16 protein-coding genes are annotated in these 21,360 nt (G+C 69.1%); 10 read left to right on the top strand and 6 right to left on the bottom strand.

What is annotated here, in order from left to right:
- Positions 1-331: 331 nt before the first annotated feature.
- Complete coding sequence (locus ACWGKJ_RS33395; RefSeq protein ID WP_385026706.1) at positions 332-2,833, bottom strand: DEAD/DEAH box helicase; 2,502 nt, start codon at positions 2,831-2,833, stop codon at positions 332-334.
- A gap of 55 nt (positions 2,834-2,888) precedes the next feature.
- Positions 2,889-3,371 (bottom strand): hypothetical protein, encoded by a 483-nt coding sequence (locus ACWGKJ_RS33390; protein ID WP_385026709.1) that lies wholly within the window; start codon positions 3,369-3,371, stop codon positions 2,889-2,891.
- 304 nt (positions 3,372-3,675) lie between these two features.
- Here ACWGKJ_RS33390 and ACWGKJ_RS33385 point away from each other — a divergent pair, with 304 nt between their 5' ends.
- Both ACWGKJ_RS33385 and ACWGKJ_RS33380 read left to right on the top strand, forming a co-directional pair.
- Positions 3,676-4,866, top strand: coding sequence for a glycosyltransferase family 2 protein (locus tag ACWGKJ_RS33385; protein ID WP_385026712.1), 1,191 nt, complete (start codon positions 3,676-3,678; stop codon positions 4,864-4,866).
- 22 nt (positions 4,867-4,888) lie between these two features.
- Positions 4,889-6,007 (top strand): hypothetical protein, encoded by a 1,119-nt coding sequence (locus tag ACWGKJ_RS33380; RefSeq protein ID WP_453315892.1) that lies wholly within the window; start codon positions 4,889-4,891, stop codon positions 6,005-6,007.
- Between the two features lie 226 nt (positions 6,008-6,233).
- On the opposite strand, the gene ACWGKJ_RS33375 is transcribed toward ACWGKJ_RS33380, so the two are convergent.
- The 3 genes from ACWGKJ_RS33375 to ACWGKJ_RS33365 all read right to left on the bottom strand — a co-directional run bounded on the left by ACWGKJ_RS33375 (position 6,234) and on the right by ACWGKJ_RS33365 (position 11,576).
- Complete coding sequence (locus ACWGKJ_RS33375; protein WP_385026718.1) at positions 6,234-8,021, bottom strand: ABC transporter ATP-binding protein; 1,788 nt, start codon at positions 8,019-8,021, stop codon at positions 6,234-6,236.
- Positions 8,018-9,919, bottom strand: a complete 1,902-nt coding sequence (locus ACWGKJ_RS33370) for an ABC transporter ATP-binding protein (RefSeq protein ID WP_385026721.1) — start codon at positions 9,917-9,919, stop codon at positions 8,018-8,020. Before ACWGKJ_RS33370 ends, ACWGKJ_RS33375 begins: the two co-directional genes overlap by 4 nt.
- 439 nt (positions 9,920-10,358) lie before the next feature.
- Positions 10,359-11,576 (bottom strand): helix-turn-helix domain-containing protein, encoded by a 1,218-nt coding sequence (locus ACWGKJ_RS33365; RefSeq protein WP_385026724.1) that lies wholly within the window; start codon positions 11,574-11,576, stop codon positions 10,359-10,361.
- Between the two features lie 367 nt (positions 11,577-11,943).
- Here ACWGKJ_RS33365 and ACWGKJ_RS33360 point away from each other — a divergent pair, with 367 nt between their 5' ends.
- From ACWGKJ_RS33360 to ACWGKJ_RS33340, 5 genes are all read left to right on the top strand, one after another.
- Positions 11,944-12,156 carry a hypothetical protein gene (locus ACWGKJ_RS33360; protein ID WP_385026727.1) on the top strand — a complete coding sequence of 71 codons (213 nt, stop codon included), beginning with the start codon at positions 11,944-11,946 and terminating at the stop codon, positions 12,154-12,156.
- Between the two features lie 203 nt (positions 12,157-12,359).
- Positions 12,360-13,526 (top strand): 2-deoxy-scyllo-inosose synthase, encoded by a 1,167-nt coding sequence (locus ACWGKJ_RS33355; protein ID WP_385026730.1) that lies wholly within the window; start codon positions 12,360-12,362, stop codon positions 13,524-13,526.
- Between the two features lies 1 nt (position 13,527).
- Positions 13,528-14,262 carry a cupin domain-containing protein gene (locus tag ACWGKJ_RS33350; RefSeq protein WP_385026732.1) on the top strand — a complete coding sequence of 245 codons (735 nt, stop codon included), beginning with the start codon at positions 13,528-13,530 and terminating at the stop codon, positions 14,260-14,262.
- Positions 14,259-15,059 (top strand): SDR family NAD(P)-dependent oxidoreductase, encoded by an 801-nt coding sequence (locus tag ACWGKJ_RS33345; RefSeq protein WP_385026735.1) that lies wholly within the window; start codon positions 14,259-14,261, stop codon positions 15,057-15,059. The genes ACWGKJ_RS33350 and ACWGKJ_RS33345 overlap by 4 nt, the downstream gene beginning before the upstream one ends.
- A gap of 34 nt (positions 15,060-15,093) precedes the next feature.
- Complete coding sequence (locus tag ACWGKJ_RS33340; protein ID WP_385026738.1) at positions 15,094-16,371, top strand: DegT/DnrJ/EryC1/StrS aminotransferase family protein; 1,278 nt, start codon at positions 15,094-15,096, stop codon at positions 16,369-16,371.
- A 7-nt stretch (positions 16,372-16,378) separates the two neighbouring features.
- Here the strand turns inward: ACWGKJ_RS33340 and ACWGKJ_RS33335 are convergent, their stop codons facing one another.
- Positions 16,379-17,377 carry a hypothetical protein gene (locus tag ACWGKJ_RS33335; protein WP_385026740.1) on the bottom strand — a complete coding sequence of 333 codons (999 nt, stop codon included), beginning with the start codon at positions 17,375-17,377 and terminating at the stop codon, positions 16,379-16,381.
- A 135-nt stretch (positions 17,378-17,512) separates the two neighbouring features.
- Between ACWGKJ_RS33335 and murC the strand changes: the two genes are divergently transcribed.
- From murC to ACWGKJ_RS33320, 3 genes are all read left to right on the top strand, one after another.
- On the top strand, positions 17,513-18,976 hold the full coding sequence (murC, locus tag ACWGKJ_RS33330) for a UDP-N-acetylmuramate--L-alanine ligase (protein WP_385026743.1): 1,464 nt from the start codon (positions 17,513-17,515) through the stop codon (positions 18,974-18,976).
- A 34-nt stretch (positions 18,977-19,010) separates the two neighbouring features.
- Positions 19,011-20,279 carry an MFS transporter gene (locus ACWGKJ_RS33325; protein ID WP_385026746.1) on the top strand — a complete coding sequence of 423 codons (1,269 nt, stop codon included), beginning with the start codon at positions 19,011-19,013 and terminating at the stop codon, positions 20,277-20,279.
- A gap of 160 nt (positions 20,280-20,439) precedes the next feature.
- The gene (locus tag ACWGKJ_RS33320; RefSeq protein ID WP_385026750.1) at positions 20,440-21,339 is read left to right on the top strand and encodes an aminoglycoside phosphotransferase family protein; all 900 of its coding nucleotides are present in this window, start codon (positions 20,440-20,442) and stop codon (positions 21,337-21,339) included.
- Positions 21,340-21,360 lie beyond the last annotated feature (21 nt).

Raw genomic sequence — 21,360 nt, 5'->3', positions numbered from 1 at the left:
GTCTGCTCCGCAGACACGCCGCGCCGTCGCTACGCGACGGATTGGATAGCGATGCTCCGCATCGCTGATGCGGCGTCACTCCGTGACGCAGGTCGGCCGCTCCGCAGCCGGGCTCGGTTCGCTCCGCGAAACCGAGCGTGAGAGATCCCGCTCCGCGGGATCTCTCAACGGAGTTCGCTTCGCGAACTCCTAAAGCTGGCTGCAGGGATGCGGCGGCGCTTGGGACCTCCCCAAGCGCCGGCCTGCTGCTAAGTCTCAAGGGTTCCGGGCCGCTCTTGTGTCGATGGGAAGCCTTCCGGAATGCTTCCTTAGTGGAATCCATGAGAAAAAGTTACGAGATCTCTGAGATTTCGGGGCGTTCCTCTTCGGCGGGGACAGTGTCGGCTTCACGGAGGATGCTCTGGATCAACTGGCTTCTATTTTTGGAGAGCTGGCCGTTCTTCTGGCTGGTGCGGACCTTGCAGAGCCAGGGTCCGATCATGACGCGTTCCCCGTCGACCTCGATCTCCTCCCGGGCGCCGGGAGGACGGTCGTGCCGTTCTATGAAGGCCCGCAGCAGTGTGGCTGTTTGTTCGAAGGAGCGGCGTTTTCTGGTCTGGGGCGTGCTGGGTATGGAGGGGGCGGTGGTCTTCTTCGTCGACAGGGTGATGTGGTCTGGGGTGAGGTCGAGGCGGGCCAGGAGGTGGCGTTGGCCATCGTCAAGAGTGTTCCAGGTGGTGAGCTGGCGCTGCAGCCAAGTGCCGACTTTTACGCCGTCAATCACCGTGTCGCGGCGCAGAGTTGCGGGGTCGTGTCCGTCCTGGATGTGGCGGGCCAAGAGGTGGTACTTGCGGTGCCAGTCGGGTCCGTGCGGGAGGAGCCAGTCCGGGTCGAGGACGATGAGGCGGATGTGGCGGGTTTCGGGGAGTTGGCCTTTGCGGGCCAGACCGCGTTGGTCGACGAGGAACTGACCGCCGGGAGCATAGGCGGGGATGGCGAGGTGGCCGTGTTCGGTGTGGAAGGCCTCGATGAGGGTCATGTTGCCTTCGAAGGCGGCTTCATTCTCGTCCCAGATCATGCCGAGGGTCTCGAGTTCGGCGATCCAGTCCACAGTGAGGGTACGTCGGCGGTGGGCGGTGCGTTGGCCAGCGATGAATGCTCCCAGGCGGTAGCCGTATGCGTCGGTGTAGTCGACCGGGACCTTCAGATGGCCGTGTTCGGCGTGGTAGCGGGTGGCCGCAGCCAGGCCGGCGCGGCGGGGTGCGGAGAGCACCGCGCCGGCCGACGGCCAGACCAACAGGTCCATGGCGCGGGCGATCGCGTGTGGGTCGAGGGTGAAGTCGAAACGGAACCGGCGTGCAAGAAGGCGGTGGGTGCTGTCGTCCAGGCGGTGCGCGGTGGCCTTGCGGGGGGCGCGGGCAGCGATGGTCTGGTCGTGGTGGCGCAGCGCGGCGGTGATCAGCCAGAGGGCTTCGAAGGGGGTGTCGAGGAGGTCGGTGGGGTCGGCCTCGGGTGGGATGTAGGCGGGGATGACCAGGCTCGCGGTCTTCACGTCAGTGGTGGGGGGTTTGCGCAAGGCGCGGCCCAGTGCCTGGACAATTCGGCGCACGCTCTCGGTGCGGGAGGCGAAGACGATCGCATCTACGACCGGCAGGTCGATGCCTTCGGACAGGACTTGGGCGTTGGTGATCACTGCACGGTCGGCGTTCATGAAGCGGCCGAGGATTTTGGCGCGCTGGTCGGGGGTGTGGTTGCCGTTGATTGAGGAGACGGAGAGCTTCGCGGCCCAGGAGGGGCGCTGGTCGGGTGGGAGGGTGCGCAGGGTGTGGGGGAACTGGCGGGCGAAGTCCGCGGCGTCTGCGACCTGCTGGAAGTAGACGATCACATGCTTGAGGTCGTGTTCGGTCATCGCTTTGAGGACGGCCAGGTGCAGGGCGGTCGTCCGGCGCGTGGTCGGGGTGAAACCTGTGTGCGTGCCGTCGGGGTCGGTCAGGACGGTGCGGAGGACGGTGTCGGTGATGGTGGGGACGAGGAGCTGGTAGTCGGCCAGGACTCCGTCCTCGATCGCCTGGGCGTGGGTGTAGGTGTGCAGGCGGGGGCCGAAGACTTTCGGGTCGTCCATAGAGGCGATCAGGGACGGGGACTCCCATGCGGGTGCGGTCGAAGCGGTCCGCATGGGGCGCGGTCGGGTATCCGGTGCTTCGGCCAAACGGGGGGCCTCCCATTCGTAGGGCGTCGCGGTCAGGTAGAGGCGGCGGTCGGTGCGGATGCGGGAGGCGTCGTGGACCATCGTCCACTCTTTGTCCCAGGAGCCTGCGGTGCGGTGCGCCTCGTCCACGATCGCGAGGTCGAAGACGGGAGCCGGGAAGACGGAGTGCTGGATCTCCTCGATCCGCTGGAGGGAGTCCAAAGTGACGAATACGGTCGCCCGCTCGTTCTTCTTGGCGCGCTGGGTCAGCCAGTACGCCAGGTACTCCCCCGACCCCGTACTGCTCGCCCCGGCCTCAGCGAGCACGGGGTGCTTTTTTGCGTTCAGTGACGACACCGCCATCAACGGCTCGGTCCGCCCGTCCGCGCGGGCCGCCGCCGCCCACTGGCCGATTAGATCCCTCGAAGGGACCACCACCAGCAGGAACCGGATGTCGAGGGCTTCGGCCGTACGCAGTGCGCTCAGTGTCTTGCCCGTGCCGCAGGCGGAGACCATGTGGCCACGGGTTCCGGACTTTCTCAGTCCACGTACCCCACTGTCCACTGCCGCCTGCTGATCCGGGCGCAGTACCCGCCGGGCGGGAACGGAGGAGTCAGGCAGGGCCAGGGGGCTGTCCCGAAGAGCGAGGCGGGGGCTGATGGCCATCAGGCGGTTCCTTGGGACATCGACAGAAGGTTCGCAAGGGCTAGGGGCGGACAGGTCACTGGGAGAGGAAGTCCGTTCCCCGCATCTGGAGTCCGTCGACCAGGGGGACGGCGGTGTCCGCCGCTTCCCGGTGCTGTGCAGCTGTGCACGCGTCGTGTATGGCGTTAGTCAGTCCTGAGTTGTGGTACTTCGCAGCAAGCTGGCGGAAGGTGGCCGAGGGGCGGAAAACGGTATCCGCCGACGCGTCCTCATCGACGAGCTCCGCGGGAAGCCCGCCGTGCATCTCCGAAGTGATCAGGCATGTCCAGTCGATCAGTTTGCATGTCGACCCTACGTCGCTGGCGACGCGGTCGAGAAGCGTGGACCGGCACTCGTGGCATTCGTCCACTGTCGCGTAGAACAGCTGGTCCAGCAGAGCAGTGTCGATCCTAGTCGCAAGGTCTGGATGCAGCTCGGACGGCGGAATGAACTGCCGTTGTCGGCGGCGGACCGTGGCCGCATTGTGTACATGGTCAGCGCCGATCACGATTTTCTCCACGGCTGCTGCCTCCTGCAGGTTCGATATCTGGTCTTTCAGCCCATCGTCGCGCGCTCTGTCTGCACAGCGAGCGGAAATACGAATATGCCGCGCAGCGCTAGATCTTCTAGTAGGGAGGCTGTCGGCCCGCTCCCCCACCTTGCGGTGCTTCACCGTTGCCACCGCGCCCTTGCTTCGATCTCACGTCTGGCTTTGTTGCATGACATGCGCCGGGGGCGCCCCGGTGTCACCGCTGGCGGCGAAGAGTTGGCAATATTGGCAAGGGTCGTTGCCTAGTTGTGCCATTGGCTCTTATCTTTGTGCCATGACCGACATGAGGTTCAGCATCGTGATCCCGTACAAGCAGCGCCTGAACAACATCAGGGCGGTCCTGACCTCGCTGTGTGAACAAGACCTGGAGCCATGGAGCTTCGAGGTCGTCATCGGGGCAATGGAGTACGACCCCGCCTTCGTCGCGCTCTGCGAGGAGTTCACCGGGCGGCTACGGATCGTCTCGGTGCTCTCGGCCGAGGAGTGGAACACCAGCAAGGCCCGGAATCTCGGCATCCGGCAGTCCTTGGGGCGGGTGGTCGTCGTGCTTGATGCCGACGTGGTCCTCGCGACGGACGCCCTGCGCAACCTCTGGCAGACCTACTACCGGCACGGGCAGAACGTCTGCGTGCAGGGGGAGGTGTTCGGGTACGACGATGTGCTGGACGAGGACATCGACATGGTCGCGGCTCAGCCCTACAGCGTCTACCGCACGGCGCTCGAAGAGCTCGACGCGGCGCCGCTGGGCCGCCGGGATCCGCGGTGGTCCCCGGAGTACGCCGCCGCCATCGCTCGCTTCCCCTGGGCCTTCGTCCGTACCGGCTTCATGGCGCTTCCCGCCTCGGTGATACGTGATCACGGTCTCCTGCTGGACGAGGGCTTCCTCGGCTGGGGAGCCGAGGACCAGGAGTGGGGTCTACGGATCTCCAGGACCGGCACCCCGATCGTGCTCGGTCAGGGGGTCCGGGGCATGCACTTGCCGCATCACCGTGACTTCGCCGCCCAGGACCTCTCGGCCGGTGTGACCAACCGTTACTACCTGGCCAAGTGGCCGCGTCTCGAACTGGAAATGGCGCTGGCGCTGGGTGGCTGGCTGGAGGCCGAACGTCATCTACCGGAAGTCGAGCGGCAGATGGACGTCGTGGCGGGGGCCGGAAAACGGCTCGGTGTCGCCCTGGGAACCGTCGGGGGCACCCGCGTCCTCGTGGTGGGCGCCGTCCTCGTCGCGTCGGCGGACGGCCACCACACGCTGATCGACGCCACGGGCGCGGCACTCTTCGCCCCCTGGCCGAACGGACACGAGGAGGTGATGCCGCTCCTCGGCCTCGCCCTGCCCTACGAGGACGCGACGTTCGACGAGTGCCATCTCCTGCCGGCCGTCGACCAGCTCAGCGAACCCTATCGGCAGGCTGTGCGGCGTGAGGCCGGGCGGGTGTCGAAGAAAGTCCTGCCGGTCAGTCCCTGACCTCCCACCCCACCCTCTGGAGATGACCATGAACGCAACCCCCATCCGCCTCTCCGTGGCCGTGATGAGCCACCCCGACCGGGCCGCGGCTGCTGAGGCGCTGGCGCGCAGATACCCCGAACTGCGCGCCCGTGTCGTCCTGGATCCTGACCCTCAAGGTCCGCCGAGCGCCCTCAGGACCGCTCGACGGGCCTGGGCAGCGGTGGAGCCGGACGCGACCCACCATCTGGTGCTCCAAGACGATGCTCTGCTCGCCGACGACTTCGCAGCGCGGCTGGCCGCCCTGATCACTGCCTACCCGCGCGCCGCTCTGAGCCTGTTCGCGGAGTGGGGCTCGCGCTCCTCGTACGCGCTGCGGATCGCCGCCATGCACGGGCACCACGTGGCCCCCGTCGTCGACGACTACATCCCGTGTGTGGCACTCGTCCTGCCTGCCGAGGACGCCCGGCAGTTCGACGGCTGGGCCGGGGCCAAGGCCGCCACGGAGGATCCCGATGACCTCACCCTGCTCCACTATCTGGTCGAGCGGAAGACCCCCGCCCTAGTCCCGGTGGTCAACCTCGTCGACCACGAGAACGGCGACAGCCTCGTCGGCAACAACGTGCATGGTCCCCGCAGCGCCGCCTGCTCGGTACCGTGGCGCGACGATGTCGCCCTTCCCGCCGTTCCGTCCCTCCTGACAGGACTCGGGACGGTCCCCTACTACGACTTCTGGGGGCAGTACTCGGACGCCTGCCTATCCGATCCGAGTTCAGTGGACGGCAGGGTGCGCAGTTCGGCCCGCGTCTTCCTGCGAGAGAAGGGTGTCAGCGAGGTGGAGCTGGCGGTCGGGCTGCGGGCCGCGCTGGAACGGTCACCCGAGCGCGGATTCCTGGTGGACCGGCTCAGCGAGGTCGTGCTCACCGAGGTGTGGATCGTCTCCTTCCTGCTCGGCTACCTTGCCGCTGCGCACGAGGGGCGGGGCGCCGGTGCCCTCGACCTCACCGGGAGGGTGGCCGGGGCGGCGCTGGCCACCCTCGGACCCGGCGCGGTGCGGCGCGTGGTCCCCACCCGGTGGCTGCCCGCCATCGGGACGCTGCTGACACCGCTCGTGATCGACGCCGTACGGGCCGGAGCGGCACGCGTCCCGCTCGTCGGCTGACAAGCGGGACGGGCGGGGCGTGGTCTCCCCCGTGAAGTGAGAAACATGATCCGACGGGCGTCCGCTTTCCGCGGGCGCCCGTCGGCGTAGTGGCGTGGTCCACGGGCCGTGGGGTGCCACCAACCAGGCCTCGTCCCGCCCGTCGCGGCACGCCCGGGCGCCGCGATGGATAGGGCAAGGCCTGGCGCCCGGGGAGCAACCGCGGGTGCCAGGCCTCGGCTAGCCGTCAGCCGTAGCTACGGGCCTGAAGGGCGAAGAGCTCGGCGTACAGCCCGTTTGCGGACACGAGTTCCGCGTGCTCGCCGAACTCCACCACCGCACCGTCCTCGAGGACTACGATCCTGTCGGCCATCAGCACCGTCGAGAAGCGGTGGGAGACAAAGAGGGTGACACCCCCGTCCCCGCTCACCTCGCCGGCCGTTCCCGCATACCGTTCGAAGACGGCGTGCTCGGCCGGCGCGTCCAGGGCGGACGCCGGCTCGTCCAGCACCAGGAGCAGCGGATCTGCGCGGAGCGCCGACCGGGCCAGTCCCAGTGCCTGCCACTGGCCACCTGAGAGTTCGGCCCCGTCGTCGTAGCCGCGGCCGAGTATCCCGTCGAGGCCGCCAGGAACCCGGTCGATGACCGCTCCGGCGCCGGCTGTCGCCATCGAGCCGGTGAGGGCCGCATCGTCGCCGAGTCGCGCCAGGTCGCCTGTACCCACGTTCTCGCGCAGCCTCAGTTCAAACCGGGCGAAGTCCTGAAAGAGGGTGGAGACCCGGTCCTTCCACGCTTGGGCGGGAACGTCACGCAGGTCGGCACCGTCGACGAGGATCCGGCCGCTCGTGGGTTGGTAGAGACCGCACAGGAGCTTTACCAGGGTGCTCTTGCCTGCACCGTTTTCGCCCACCAGCGCTACGGTTGCCCCGGCCGGGAGGTCCAGGGTGACGTCCTGGAGTACAGGGCGGTCGGTGCCGGGATAGGTGAACGAGACATGGTCCAGCCGGATGCCCCGCTGTAGTCGCCGGGGCACGGTTGCGGACGCTGTGGCGGGCGGCTGTGTACGGGTCGTCGGCCAGGTGCGCAGCGCCGTCAGACGGCGCTCGGTCGCGCCGGCCGCCTGGAGGGTGGAAAGCATGCCGAGGGCGGCGGCCACCTGTACGTTGATCTGCACGGCGACAGTGATGACGAGGACTACCTCGCCGACCGTGACCTGCCCGGCGGCGGCCCGGCGCAGCACGAGGTAGACAGCCGAGAAACAGGCGACGGTGAACACGAGTTGACCTGCGGCCCGCAGTACCGCCCCTGTGACCTGGCCGCGTCCGATCCGGGATGTTCCGGACTGCCAGCTTGCGTCGTGCAGCGCCACCAGCGCGTCGTCGGCACCGAAGAGCCGTGCCTCCTTGGCTGATTGCGAGGATGTGGCTACGTGGAGCAGATGGCGTGCTCTGCGGTTGTGTTCGGCAGCTGCTGTCTTGCCGGCGTCGACCTTGCGCTGGGCGTATCGCCCCAGCACGACGGGCGGCAGCGCTCCGAGGGGCAACAGCAGCAGCCACGGTTCCAGCGAACCGAGAATGGCGGTGATCAGCGCAAGTTGCACGCCGAGCGTGGTGATCTGTAGCAGGGCTTCGACGTAGCCCCGCATCTTCTGGATCTCCTCACGGACCAGCGCCATCGTGTCGGCGAAGCCGGAACTCTCCAGATGTTCCACACCGCTGGTGCCGTTGGCGTATTGGATGAGCTCGGAGTTCACCCGTCCTTCGGCCTGTTCGCCGAGCTCGAAGTAGTACAGGTGGGCGAAATGGCCCATCATCAGCTCCGCCACCAGCATCAAGGCGATCACGCCGCCAAGGGCCGTCGCCTGCGCCGTCTTTCCGGCGAGCATCCGGTCGGTGAAGGCGCCCAGTGCGACGGCGACGACGGGCGTCGCCACATGGCCGATCCCCATCAGGACAAATGACTTGAGGAGTCGGCCGCGATCGGTTGCCCAGGCTGTGCCCAGCAACCAGCGTGCCGTGCGGGCAAGGCCACTCACCGCGTCACCTCTGTCATCGTCCGTGTCGTGCGTGGTTCCACGGGGCCCGTGGGAGCCTCCGCGAACCGGTCTGCCTGCAGTCTGAACATCTCGGCGTAGCGCCCCTCGGCCGCCATCAGTTCCTCGTGGGTGCCGCGTTCCACCACGTGTCCCTCCGCGAGGACCAGGATCTGGTCCGCCCGGCGAACTGTGGAGAAGCGATGGGAAATGATCAATGTGGTGACGCCCTCCGTCAGTTCGAGGAATCGGTCGAAGAACTCGACCTCGGCACGGACGTCGAGTTGTGCCGTCGGTTCGTCGAGCACCATCACCGAGGCGCCGGCCCGTACGGCGTACAGGGCGCGGGCGAGCGCGACGCGCTGCCACTGCCCGCCGGAGAGGTCGGTGCCGTCCTGGTACTGCCGTGAGAGCACGGTGTCCAGGCCCTCGGGCAACCGGTCGAGGAAGGCGTCGGCGCCTGCCCGCTGGGCGACTGCTCGTAGTGCCTCGTCGGAGCGGGGCATCGACGGCGCGCCGAGTGCGATGTTGTCGGCGGCCGTCAATTCGTAGCGCGCGAAGTCCTGGAAGATAACGGCGAGTTGCCGGTGCCAGTCGCGAACGTCGATGTCCGTCAACGGGCAGCCGCCCACGGTGATGTGTCCCTCGGTGGGGTCGTAGAGCCTTGTGAGCAGCTTTACCAGAGTCGTCTTGCCGGCTCCGTTGAGGCCGACGACGGCGGTGGAGCGTCCGGCGGCCAGTTCGAGGTCGAGCCCCTCCACCACGGCGCGTTGTCCCGGGCCGTAGCGGAAGCCGACGTTCTCGAAGCGGATCGAGCGCCGCGCAAGCCCGGTGGCCGGTACCGATCCCCCGGGGACGAGCGCCGGCATCGCGCGTGCTCCGTCGCGGAAGGCCTGCAGCGCGTGCAGGGCCATCAGGCCGTACTGGGTCTGGACATCGCACTCGGGGAAGTACACGCCGAAACGCATCAGGATTAGCACGGCCTGCAGGGCCATCCCCAGGCGCAGCAGGTCAAGACCGTGGCCGCCACCGGTAAAGGAGAGTCGGGTGAACACGACAGCGGCACCGACCAGGCCTACCAGCGCCAGTTTCACGAACGGGAGCCCGAGGATGCGCCTCCGTCCTCGCCACATCGCGGAGAGGTACGCAGTGGTTTCCCCCCGGTACCTGTCAGCCAGCCAGTCGACCAGGTGCAGCAGCCGGATCTCCTTCGATGCCTGCGTCCCGGTGGCGAGGTTCTTCAGGTAGGTCGACTTCCGCCGCTGGGCGCCGAGCCCGTCGTAGAAGTCGCCGAAAGAGCCCAGTGAACCCCGTTGGCCGAACCTCACGGCGAGAGCGGTGGCGCCGATAACCGCGCCGGAGAGGGGATCGATGGCGTAGCCAACCAGCGCGACGGCGCCCGCCAGCTGGAGGTATCGGGCGAGCAGAGCGAAGAGGCCCGCTGCTGCGTCACCCGGCGAGGCGGAGGCCCGGTCGAAGGCTTCGCGGGCCACGTCGAGCCGGTCCAGGAGCCGCTGATCGTCCAGCGCCATGGCAGGCGCGTCGGCGAGGGCGGAGCGCATCAGTTCCCCGCGGCAGCGCTGGTCGACATGGCGTACGACCAGCTCGCCGAGTGCCGCTTGGAAGGGGGCCAGCAGCTGCTGGGCTCCGAACGTCGCGCCCGCCACGAACAGGACCACCAGGACCCCGGCCCAACCGCCGGGCTCCGCGCCCCCGAGGGTCGTCGGAACGCGGTGCAGCAGGACGCTCATCGTGATCACGAAGAGGATGGGCAGTAGCCCGAGCAGGAGGTTGAGCAGCAGGGCGCAAAGCCGGATCCCTGGTGGGACGTGGCGCAGCAACGTCGCGATGTCCAGCCATCTGCTCAGTCGCCTGCGCAACCTGTCGGACGGTCTCGTCACGGGTTCGTCCCCCTTGAGAAGAACGGGATGGTGGAGGGAACAGGGTCCGGTGGATGCGGTGACGCCCTGCCCCTCGCACGTTGGCAATTATTTGACAGCGCCCAGGCGCCCGTTCGCTGCTCGATGCGCAGCGGAGATGCGGTACCTGTTCAGGGCCAGTCGATGTCGGAATGGTCGAGCGACACGGACGGCCTGTGGTGGACAGGGGGGTACACGAGAGGTCCCTACGGTGGAGGCCGCCGGATGACACCCGAAGGCGCGAGATACCTGACGTGAGGGAAGCTAACAGCCCACGATCCAGGTTGGCAACGTATTGCCATCTGAATGTCAAACTCCGCTCTGGCGCCGCCGTGTCACGCGCCGCGCGCGGTCTCCTCACAACGCATGTGGGACGGCGTGACGGCGGCGGTGGCGGGGTGGGGGCGGGGGAATACCCGGATCACTCGTCGTGCGTCCGGGTCGCGTCGAGGATTTCGGCCATGGTGCGCCAGATCTCCGCGGCCAGGCCCATGTTGCCGGCCCCGTGTGCCTCCTCGCCCAGCTGCTTGAGCTGCGCCAGGCCCTTGCGGGCCTCGCCCTCGAGGATCATCAGCCTGCTGCTGAGCACCCCCAGCCTGATCCGGTCGCGGTAGGTGAGCAGGACCTCCTGGCCCTGCAACTCGCCGAGGAGGGCGTGCGCTTCCTCGTACCTGCCCTCCTCGAAGGCCAGATGCGCCTTGAGCGTCAGGAACTCCTGCTGCATTAGCGGGGTGCGGACGAACTCGAGGGCCGACTCGGCCTGGCACAGTCGCAGTGTGGCCGGTCCGGTCAGCGGCGGAGTGCTCTGGAGGCAGAGGGAGGCCGCGGCAAGCCGCAACCGCACCCACAGTGAGAGGTCGGTGTTGCTGTGGAGCCCCTCCAGTGCCTCTTCCATGGAGCGCAGCGCCCGCTTCTGCTCGCCCTGGCGGAACAGCACGGTCGCCGCCGACCACAGAACCTCGGACCGCAGCGTCCCCTTGAACCCCTCGACGAGACTTACCAGTTCGTCGCTGTGCGTTCGTGCCTCGGCGAGCCGGCCGTCCTCGGCCTCGGCCGACACCAGTGCCATGAGGGCCGTTCCCGTGTCGTGGACGGACAGCCGCGCCCGCTGGGCTATCTCCACCGCCTTCCTGGCGACTTCGATGGCCCGTCGCACCTGGCCAGTGGCGCGCAGGCAGCGGGCCAGCGAGGACCAGGTGCGGCACTGCAGTTCGGGGAGCCCCAGTTCGTCCGTGATCTCGCTCAGTTCCTCCAGGCATGCCAACTCCTGTGCCTGGTCACCCAGCTTCCGCCTGCCGCGGGCCAGCAACCAGAGCGCCTGCCAGCGGAGCAGCAGGTCACCCGAATCCGCCCCTCGCAGGGCCGACACCAGTGGCTCCATCGACTCACCGTCCTCCGACGAGGAGGCGAGGCTGAGCGCGTGGGCCAGGGAGGTGCCGGGTGAGACGGTGAACGCCTCACGCTCGACACCCAGTTGGCTGGCGAGGTAACTGACGACACGCTCGGTCGGCTGTCGCGCGCCGGACTCCAGGCGGGACAGGTACCCCGTAGAGATCTCATCGCCGGCGAGCCTGGCCTGCGAGAGGCCGCGCGCCTGCCTCAGCTCCCTGAGGCGTCGTCCGAAGAGTGGCTGTTCCATGGGCGGTTCTCCGGATTCAGGGGGGTGCGCAACGGGACCCCGTGGTGAGCGGGGGCGCCAAGCACCCGCGGAACTCCTGATTTCGCATCCCCCGCCCGAAGGTAACCTCTGACCCACACTTTGACAACGTCTTGCCCGCCCTATTCAGCAACGAGAGATTCAGCGCGCTCCTCATTGGTCTAGGCTTGACATGCGTTGGCAACTATTGCCAACCGAGGTTTCCGTGCACTACCTTGACCAGCGGTCAGCACGACGCCTGCCCCACCGGCCGGTTTCCCGGCGGCTCTTCGCCGCCGACGCCGCAGGCGCTTCTCGTTCACGCGTCCTTATCGCGTGTTTTCCTTCACGATTTCCGCCTGGAGAGACAATGAGCATGATCGTTCGCGTCGTGGTCGCCTCGGCACCGGTCGCCCTGGCCCTGGCCTTCATGGCCGGCTCGTCCGACATCGACTGGCCATCGAGCGGGGGAACTTCCCCGTCCAGAGCCGTCGCCTCTGACATCGACTGGCCGACCTCCGGCCAGGACGGCGTCGTGACCACCGCCTCCGATGCGGGCCCGAGCGACATCGACTGGCCGTAGGCGTCCAGGGCAGGGCGTCCGCCCGGCCCGCCCCCGCGGGATCGGCGACCGTCGCTCCCGTGACCCGGCCACAGCGAACGGGGGCTTCGCGTCGGATCGCCGACGCGCATGCCGTGACACCCCTGAACCCGACGATACGACGGCAGATGCCCGGCGCCGCGGTGCCGTCGCCACACCGTGCACGTCCTTCCTATGGAGTTGAAATGAACGGGTCGTCCGAACACACCCTTGACCTGGACCGAACCGTCCGCTTCGGAGAGGTCCAGTACGACTTCCACGTCCGCTCCGGCACCTCGGGCTGGAGCGACCTGCGCGTGCGCCTGACCGAGCTGAACGCCGACCGCTTCGTGCTGGTCGCCGATGCCGGGCTCCCACAGGACCTGCTGCAGGCGGTCGAGCTCAACCTCGGTTCCGTCGCTCCCACCACGGTCGTCAGAGCCCGCGCCGCCGAGACGGACAAGAGCCTCAGCGCCTTGGACCGTATCGCCGAGCAGGCCCTCATCAGCGGAATCACCCGCCAGTCCGTCGTGGTCGCACTCGGCGGCGGAGTCGTCGGCAACCTCGCAGGTCTGCTGGCCGCGCTGCTCTTCCGCGGAGTACGGCTGGTTCACATGCCCACCACACTGCTCGGGATGTCGGACTCCGTGCTCTCCCTGAAGCAGGCCGTCAACTCGACGTGCGGAAAGAACCACTTGGGCACCTTCCATGCCCCGGTGATGGTGTGGAACAACCTTGACTTCCTCCAGACGCTACCGAGGGACGAGATTCGCTCCGCGCTCTGCGAGATGATCAAGAACGTGCTCGGAATCGTACCGGAGCGCTTCGACGAGGTCGCCTCCCTGCTGCGTGCCGATGCCGACTACACCCCGCAGGTCCTGGGCCGCTTCATCGACCTGTGCGTGGACGCCAAGTCCGCCGTCATGCGGAGCGACCACACAGAAAAGCGCGAGGCGCTGATCCTTGAGTACGGTCACACCACGGGACACGCTGCGGAACTCCTCACCGGCGGTCGGCTGAGGCACGGTTACGCAATCGGAGTCGGCATGCTGGCCGCGGCACGCATGTCCCGGCGGCTCGGTCTCCTCGACCTCTCCGACGAGCGGGCCCACCGTGAACTCCTGGAGCGCAACGGAGCGCCGACTCAACTGCCGCCGGGCCTGCACACCGACGCCCTGGTAGAGCTGGTACGACTGGACAACAAGCGGGGATACCTGCCCGGCAGCCCCGGGATGCTGGACTACATCCTGCTGGAGGCGCTGGGCCGGGCGCACCGCCCGGCCGGCGGGATGATCACCCAGGTCGACGAGGAGACGGTGCGGGCCGGCATCGCGTCCGTTCTCCACGAGCAGCACTCCCTGGTGGTGGCCTGAGATGGCGACAGTGGTACGCGGCGAGCGCCGCCCCTTCGGCCCGATCGCCAACGACATCTCCGGCCCCGCGGTCACCCACCGCCAGGTGGGCGGGGAAGGGGTCTGCCGTTGGAAGATGCTGATGAACGGCATGCATCTGGAAGGCGAGTGGAACTGCGTCGAGTACGTAGTGATCGAGCCGGGAGCCTCGGTCGGCGAACACGTCCACCTGCGCACCGAGGAGATCTACTACATCGTCTCCGGCCGGGCCGTTCTCACCATGAACGGGGAAGAGTTCGAGGTGGCGGCCGGTGACCTCGTCACCACCCCGATCGGCGCGGCCCACGCGATAGCCAACCACGGCGACAGCGACATGCACTTCTTCGTCACCGAGGTTTTCCCCGGCACGGGCCCCGCCGCAGACCCCGCGATCGTGCGCGTGCCGGAACTGCTCGCCCCGCGGGGGGACCACCGCATGGCCCAGGTGGACCTGAAGTCGTACTTCACGGGCGACTGGCAGGAGTTCCAACTGCTGGAGATCCCGCCCGGCGTCCGGATCGAGGAAGTCGTGCCACAGGACCGCAGCGTGGTTCTGCACGTGCTGGAGGGCAGCGCGGTGATCGGCACCGGCGGTGTGGAGTACCGGGACGAGGCCGGGCTCTCGGTGGCCGTGCCGCCGAAGTACGTCTGCACCGTGGAGAACACACACGCATTCGAACTGCTGAGGGTTATTCGTACGGAGGTGGGGATCAGGTGAAGCTGGGGATCGAAGGACAGCGGGCCATCGTCACGGGAGCCGCCGGCGGCATCGGAGCCGAGACGGCCCGGGCGCTGGCGGCCGAGGGAGCCAGGCTGGCTCTGCTCGACCGGGACGAGACCGGACTCAAGACGCTGAAGGCGGAGCTGGAAGGCACGGTTGAGGTCGCGGTCGTCCCCGGCGACCTCTCGACGGCGAAGGGCGTGAACGAGACGATCGGCGCCGCGCTGGCGGAGCTCGGCGGCGGCGCGGACGTCCTGGTCAACAACGTCGGCCAGTGCCGGGCCCGGACGTTCGACGAACTCTCCGACCAGGACTGGCGGGACACCTTCGAGATCAACTTCATGAGTGCGGTGCGAGCGACGCGTCTCGTGCTGCCCGGGATGCGGGAGCGCGGCCGCGGAAGCATCGTCAACAATGCCTCCGACCTGGCCCGCCAGCCGGAGGCAGGACCGGCCGACTACCAGGTCTCCAAGGTCGCGCTTGTCAGCCTGACCAAGAGCCTGGCGCTCTCGGAAGGGCCGGCGGTCCGGGTCAACGCGGTCGCACCCGGCCCGGTGTGGACTCCGCTGTGGACCCGCCCGGGAGGCTTCGCCGACACGCTTGGTGACGTCCACGCCCGCGACGCGCGCGAGGCGGTGGAGTACGAGTTGAGCAAGCGGCAGTTGCCGCTCGGACGGATGGGCACCCCCGACGAGGTCGCCCGGGTCATCACCTTCCTCGCCTCGGACGCCGCGTCCTTCGTGACTGGTTCGGTCTGGGGCGTGGACGGCGGCACCATCCGCGGTCTGCTCTGATGCCACCGCCCGCACCAAGGCAAGGAGGTCCCCGATGAGCACAGCACCCCCGCTCCGCGGCCGCACACCGCTCCGCGCAGGCCGGCCCTGGCCCCGCTGGCCTCGGCCGGCGGCGGGAGCCGAGCAGGCCCTGCTGGAGGTCCTGCACTCGGGACGCTGGTCCATCGCGAGCCCGTACGACGGGAATCCCACGCAGGAGCAGCGGTTCGCAGCCCGGTTCGCCGACTACCTCGGCGTCCGCAACTGCATCCCGACCGCCAGTGGCACCGCCTCCCTCATGACGGCGCTCGAAGCGTGCGGGGTGGGCGCCGGCGACGAGGTGATCGTGCCCGCGCTCTCCTGGGCGGCGTCGGCCTCGACGGTGCTGGGGGTCAACGCGGTACCGGTCTTCGCCGACGTGGACCCCGGCACACTCTGCCTCGACCCGGCCGCGGCGGAGGCCGCCATCACATCCGCGACCAAGGCGGTGGTGGTGGTGCACCTGTACTCGGCGGTCGCCGAACTTGCCGCTCTGAGAGCGGTCGCCGACCGGCACGGGCTCGCCCTGATCGAGGACAGCGCCCAGGCACACGGCGCCGCCTACCGGGGCCGGAAAGTAGGCACCATCGGTGACGTGGGCACCTTCAGCATGCACCACACCAAACTGCTCAGCAGCGGGGAGGGTGGTGCGGCGGTCACGAACGACGCACGCATCGCCCGCCGAATTGAGCATCTGCGCGCCGACGGCCGGTGCCGGAGCACGGCCCCGCCGGCCCTCGGCCTCCCCGAACTGGTCGAGAGCGGCGAGCTGATGGGCAGTAACCGCTGCCTCTCGGAGTTCCAGTCCGCGCTGCTGACAGCCCAGCTCGACGAGCTCGGCCCACTGAACGCCCTGCGGCGGACCAACGCGGAGATCCTCGACTGTCTGCTGGGCCGGATGGGACTCGTCCCGCAGCGGACCTCACCCGGTACCACGGAACGCACCTACTTCGGATACGCGGTCGGTCTGCCCGACGAGGTGCTGAGGACGACGTCGGCCAAGGCAGTGGCCGGTGCCCTCACGGCCGAACTCGGTCTGCACGTGAAGCCGGTGTACACACCGCTGTACGCCAGCCCGCTGTACGACCCGGCCTCACGCCCACGGTTCGGCATCGGGGCCTGCCACCTCGACCGGCTGACCCGCGGCCGGCGCGCCCTGCCGGTCGCCGAACGGGCGGCCCGGTCCTTTCTCACCTTCCACCACGCGGCCCTCCTCGGTGAGGAGAGGGACATGGAGGACATCGCCGAGGCCTTCCGGCGCGTGCTCGACCCTCGCACGCGGCTGCCGCAATGATGAGTGTTCACGCCCCCTGCACGGCCGAGGCCTCGCGCAGGCGCCGCAGCGCCCGTACGGCGGACCGGATCTCCAGCAGGTACTCGGTGGCGCTCAGGGCCCAGGCAAGGGCCGGCGGCACCGATTCCGCCGTGTGTCCGACGGTGTCGATGCGGGCGCCGTACGGCAGCGCCAGCATGCGCAACGCCGTGAAGTGCTGAGCGGGCACGTTGACGGCGCTGGTAACCAGCAACAGTTGTGATTCCGAACGGAGTTGACCGAGCCGATCGGCGAAGAACGCGTACGTGTCGGCGGTGTCGGCGCGGCGGCCGGGTGTCCGCGAGGGCGCGGCGGCCACCCGCACCGGCAGCCCCACCGTGTTCCGGTAATGCCGTACTCCCCAGGTCGCACCGATCTCGGCGGAGTCCTCCCCGACGACCCGCTCGGGTTCGCCCAGGCCGAACATCTCCCGTGCGCAGGAGTCAAGTGCCTGGAACTCCTCACGGAGGTGAGAGTGCCCGATGGCTGCGGCATGAGTGAACTCCTCAGGCGAGAAGGGCCGGTGGCCCCCGAGCGCGGTGACGGCCTTCGCGCCGAGCCGCCCGCTGTTCAGCAGCCGCGCCGCCTCGCCGGTACGGACACGGCACCCCCTCAAGGTCCCGCCCAGCACCAGCACGTGGTCGTAGGTGGAGAACCGCGCCGGGGGGCCGCCGCGAAGTCCGAGCGCGGTGGCCGCCTCCAGCACCATCGCCTCCTGATGGCTCGTCATCTCCAGTGCACGGGCTTCGCGCCGCTCCTTGCCTCCGCGGGTGTCCCACCTGTCGGTGAACGCGTCCAGCCGTGCCAGCACGCCGGTCTCACGGGGCGCCCCCGCGGCGAGCGCCGCGGCCAGGCGCCGCTCGTCGGGATGGAGGGCGAAGGCCGAGACCAGCCGTGCAAGGGCCGGTGCGGCGAGCCATTTGGCACCGTACCCGGTGGCCTCGTCCCCCCATTCCGCAGGCAGCGATCGTCCCGCGACAACTGGCATGCCAGGCCCCTTCCCGAACCTTCATGACGTACTTGGCAACGTCGTCAACGTAGCCGCACCGACACACTCTTGCCAAACCTTGCCCAAGACTGGCAATGTTTGCCTAATCCTGAACACAGCTGCGAGAGGCCCGGCATGACGGAGCAGAGCACGCTCACCCCCTCCCCCGACACCCGGCCCGCCCGTCCTGCGGACGGGGCGGAGCCCGAGGGCCGGCTACTGGCCCCCGTCCACTTCGTCGGCATCGGGGGTGCCGGCATGAGCGCTATCGCTCGGCTCCTCGCCCAGCGGGGCGTAGCGGTCTCCGGCACCGACGCGAAGGAGTCGCCCCGGCTGTCTGCCCTGCGCGCCCTCGACATCGACGCGCACGTCGGCCACGACCCGGCTCACCTGCCGCAGACGGGCACTGTCGTCGTGTCGGGCGCCGTTGCCCAGGACAACCCGGAGCTGGCACACGCCCGCGCGCTCGGCCTGCGAGTGATGCCGCGCGCCGCGGCGCTGGCCGGCGTCATGGAGGGGCACCGGAGGGTCGCGGTGGCCGGCACGGCGGGCAAGACCTCGACCTCCGGCATGCTGACGACGGTCGCGCAGCACTGCGGAGCCGAACCGTCCTTCGCGATCGGCTCCGAACTGAGCGGCTTCGGCACAAACGCGCACCACGGGGCGGGAGGACTATTCATCGCCGAGGCCGACGAGAGCGACGGCTCCTTCCTGCTGCTCTCCCCCGAGGTCGCCATCGTCACCAACGTCGGCAGTGACGACCACCTCGACTTCCACGGCACTCCCGAGCGGTACGCGAGGGTCTTCGAGGAATTCGCGCACCGCGTCACACCGGGCGGTGTCCTCGTCGTCAACGCCGACGACCCGGGCGCCGCCCGCCTGGCGGAACTCACCCGCCCCCACATGCGGGTACGCACCTTCGGGGAGTCACCCGGGGCCGACCTGCGCCTCTCGGGGATCACCGTGACGGCCGATGGCACCACCTACGACTGCGCCCTCGGCGGGGCGCCGCTGCCGACCGTCCGCATCGCGTCCCCCGGCCACCACATGGCGCAGAACTCGGCCGCGGCGCTCCTGGCCGCGCTCGAACTCGGTCTGCCCGTCGAGCGCGTCGTCGAGGGTCTCGCCGAGTACCGGGGGGTCGCACGACGTTTCGAGTTCCGGGGCACGGAGGCCGGGATCCGCGTCTACGACGACTACGCGCACAATCCGACGAAGGTCACGGCGCAGCTGCGGGCGGCCCGGCAGGTGGCAGGGGACGGCCGGCTGGTCGTGGTCTTCCAGCCGCCCCTCTTCACCACCACCCGCCGTTTCCCCGCCGAATTCGCCGCCGCTCTGGGCCAGGCCGACGAAGTGATCGTTGCTGATGTCTCGCGCGCCCGGGAGAAGCCCATCGAGGGGATCACGGGGGCGCTGGTCGCGGACCGGGTGCCGCTGCCGGCGGATCGCGTCCACTACTGCCCCGAGCGCGCCGAGGTTGTGCCCCGCCTGGCCCAAATCGCACGCCCCGGCGACCTCGTACTGACCGTGGGGACCGGTGACATCACCACGGTCGGTCCGGAGTACTTGGCCCTGCTGAGGGCCACGGCGGAGAACTGACGTGGGAGTCCCCACGGACCGGAGACGAAGCAACATGGAAACGCACGAGGCATCACCCGCGTCAGCGGCCAAAACGGCCGGGCCCGGGGCAGCCGGACTCAGACGGAACCGCGAGTTCCTGGTGTTCTTCCTCTCCAGGACCGTGTCCCGGTTCGGCGACGGCATGGTGCCCGTCGCCCTCTCCCTCGGACTCGTCGCCACCGGGCACGGTGCCTCTGCGGTCTCCTTCGCCCTCGGAGCCTGGACGGCGTGCTTCGGTGGTCTGGTGCTCTTCAGCGGGGTCCTGGCCGACCGCTTCTCCGCCCGCACTCTCATGATCCTCGCCGATGCGGGACGGGCTGTGGTGACGATCGGCCTTGCCGTCCTGTTCACCACCGACACCCCGCCTCTCGGCCTGGTCTACCTGCTCAGCGCCGTCAACGGGGTGGGCGCAGCCCTGTTCCAGCCCGGCATCGCGAGCACCATCCCCTCCGTAACGGACTCGGTCCGTCAGGCCAACGCCGCCATCCGGGTGACGGAGTCGCTGATGATGACGGCCGGTCCCGCAGTCGCCGGCGTCATAGCCGGGTTCAGCAGCGCCTCAACCCTCTTCCTCGTCGACGCCGCCACCTTCGCGCTCAGCGGACTGTGCCTCGCCCTGATGCGCCGGCGGACGGCGACGGCGCCGCGGGGGACGTCCCTGCTCTTTGACCTGACCGAGGGATGGCGTGAGTTCCGTTCGCGGACCTGGCTGTGGACGGTGATCGCGGTGTGGACCGTGTACTCGCTGGCTTCGCTCGGCGCGCAACTCCCCCTCCAGGCGGTCCTCATCACCGAGGACCACGGGCCGGGCGTCTTCGGCCTGATGATGGCCGTCCAGGGGGCGGGGAACGTCGCTGGCGGACTCGTGGCCTTCCGGACCAGTCCTCGCAGGCCCCTCGCCGCGGGGACGCTGGCCCTGCTTGGGGTAGCCCTCAGCACCTTCGCCCTCGCGGTCTCCGCTCCGGCCTCCCTGATCGCCGCCGCCCTCTTCGCCGGTGGCGCGGGGCTGGCTTTCTGGGTCGTGATGTGGAGCACCTCGATGCAGACGCACATCCCGCGAGCCGCGCTCAACCGGCTCAACGCCTATGACGTGACCGGCTCCGTGCTGTCCCTGGCCGCGGGTCGTGCCCTCGCGGGTCCGGTCGCCCAGCACGTCGGCGCCCACCGGCTCCTTGCGGTCTCGACCGTGGTCAACCTGGCGGTGATCGTGGTACTCCTCGCAATTCCCGCCGTGCGGAACCTGCCTCCGGCTGTCGCAGAACCGCGCCCATCCGGGACCTGACGGTTGGTCGCCGCCCGGCACGTGGCGGCCGCAGCCACGTTGACGCTGGCAGGGACGGGAAAATGGTGGTGGAGCGGGAGCGTCCGCACTGTCATGGCGTCCGCGGCCCAGGACCGTACGGACGAGCTGCCCGGAGAACACACGTGAGGATCGAGAGCAGTTGAGCATCGAGAGCAGTGCGAACAACCGGCCCGCGATCGATGCCGGTCTGGCCACACGTCTGGTAGGCGCCCAGTTCCCCCAATGGGCCGAGTTGCCTGTGAGGCTGGTCGATCCGGCAGGGTCGGACCACGTGATCTACCGGCTGGGGGACGAACTGGCGGTCCGGCTGCCGCGTCACCCGGGAGCGGTAGGCCAAGCGGAGCGGGAGCTGAGGTGGCTGCCGCTGCTCGCGCCCCACCTGCCGCTGGCCGTACCCGTGCCGCTCGGTGTCGGCGAGCCCGCCTTCGGATACCCGTGGAAGTGGTCGCTCGCCCGCTGGCTGGAAGGGGAGAGGGCGACGTCCGACGCACTGTCCGACTCAGCCGGGGCGGCCACGGCCCTGGCGGAGTTCCTGCTCGCCCTCCACTGTGCCGTACCGGTGCCCACGGCCCCCGAGCGCTCCGGGGACGGCCTCACCGTGGCGCCGCTGGCAGTCCGGGACCGGGCCACCCGCGAGGCCATCGCGAAGACCCGCGACGTCTTCGACGCCTGCGCCATGACCGGCTTGTGGGACGCCGCACTCGCCGCCCCGGCGTGGGACCGGCCGCCGGTCTGGTGTCACGGCGATCTCCACACCGGCAATCTGCTGACGGTCGCCGGCTGTCTCAGCGCCGTCATCGACTTCGGTGAACTGGGCTTCGGTGATCCGGCCTGCGATCTCACCATCGCCTTCACGCTCATGTCTCCCCGGTGCCGGCGGCTGTTCCGCGCCGCCCTCGGCGTGGACGACGCCACGTGGATGCGGGGCCGCGGGTGGGCCCTGGCCACCGGGCTCAACGCCTACAGCAACTACGCAGCGGTGAACCCCTGGGTCGCCGCGCAGACCACCAGGCAGATCACCCAGGCCCTCATCGGCTGAAGACGGCCACGCCGCCGGAGC

It is taken from the genome of Streptomyces sp. NPDC054757 (assembly GCF_053612185.1).
The sequence above is the reverse complement of the archived record's forward strand: the minus strand, read 5'-3'. Positions and strand labels throughout refer to the sequence as shown.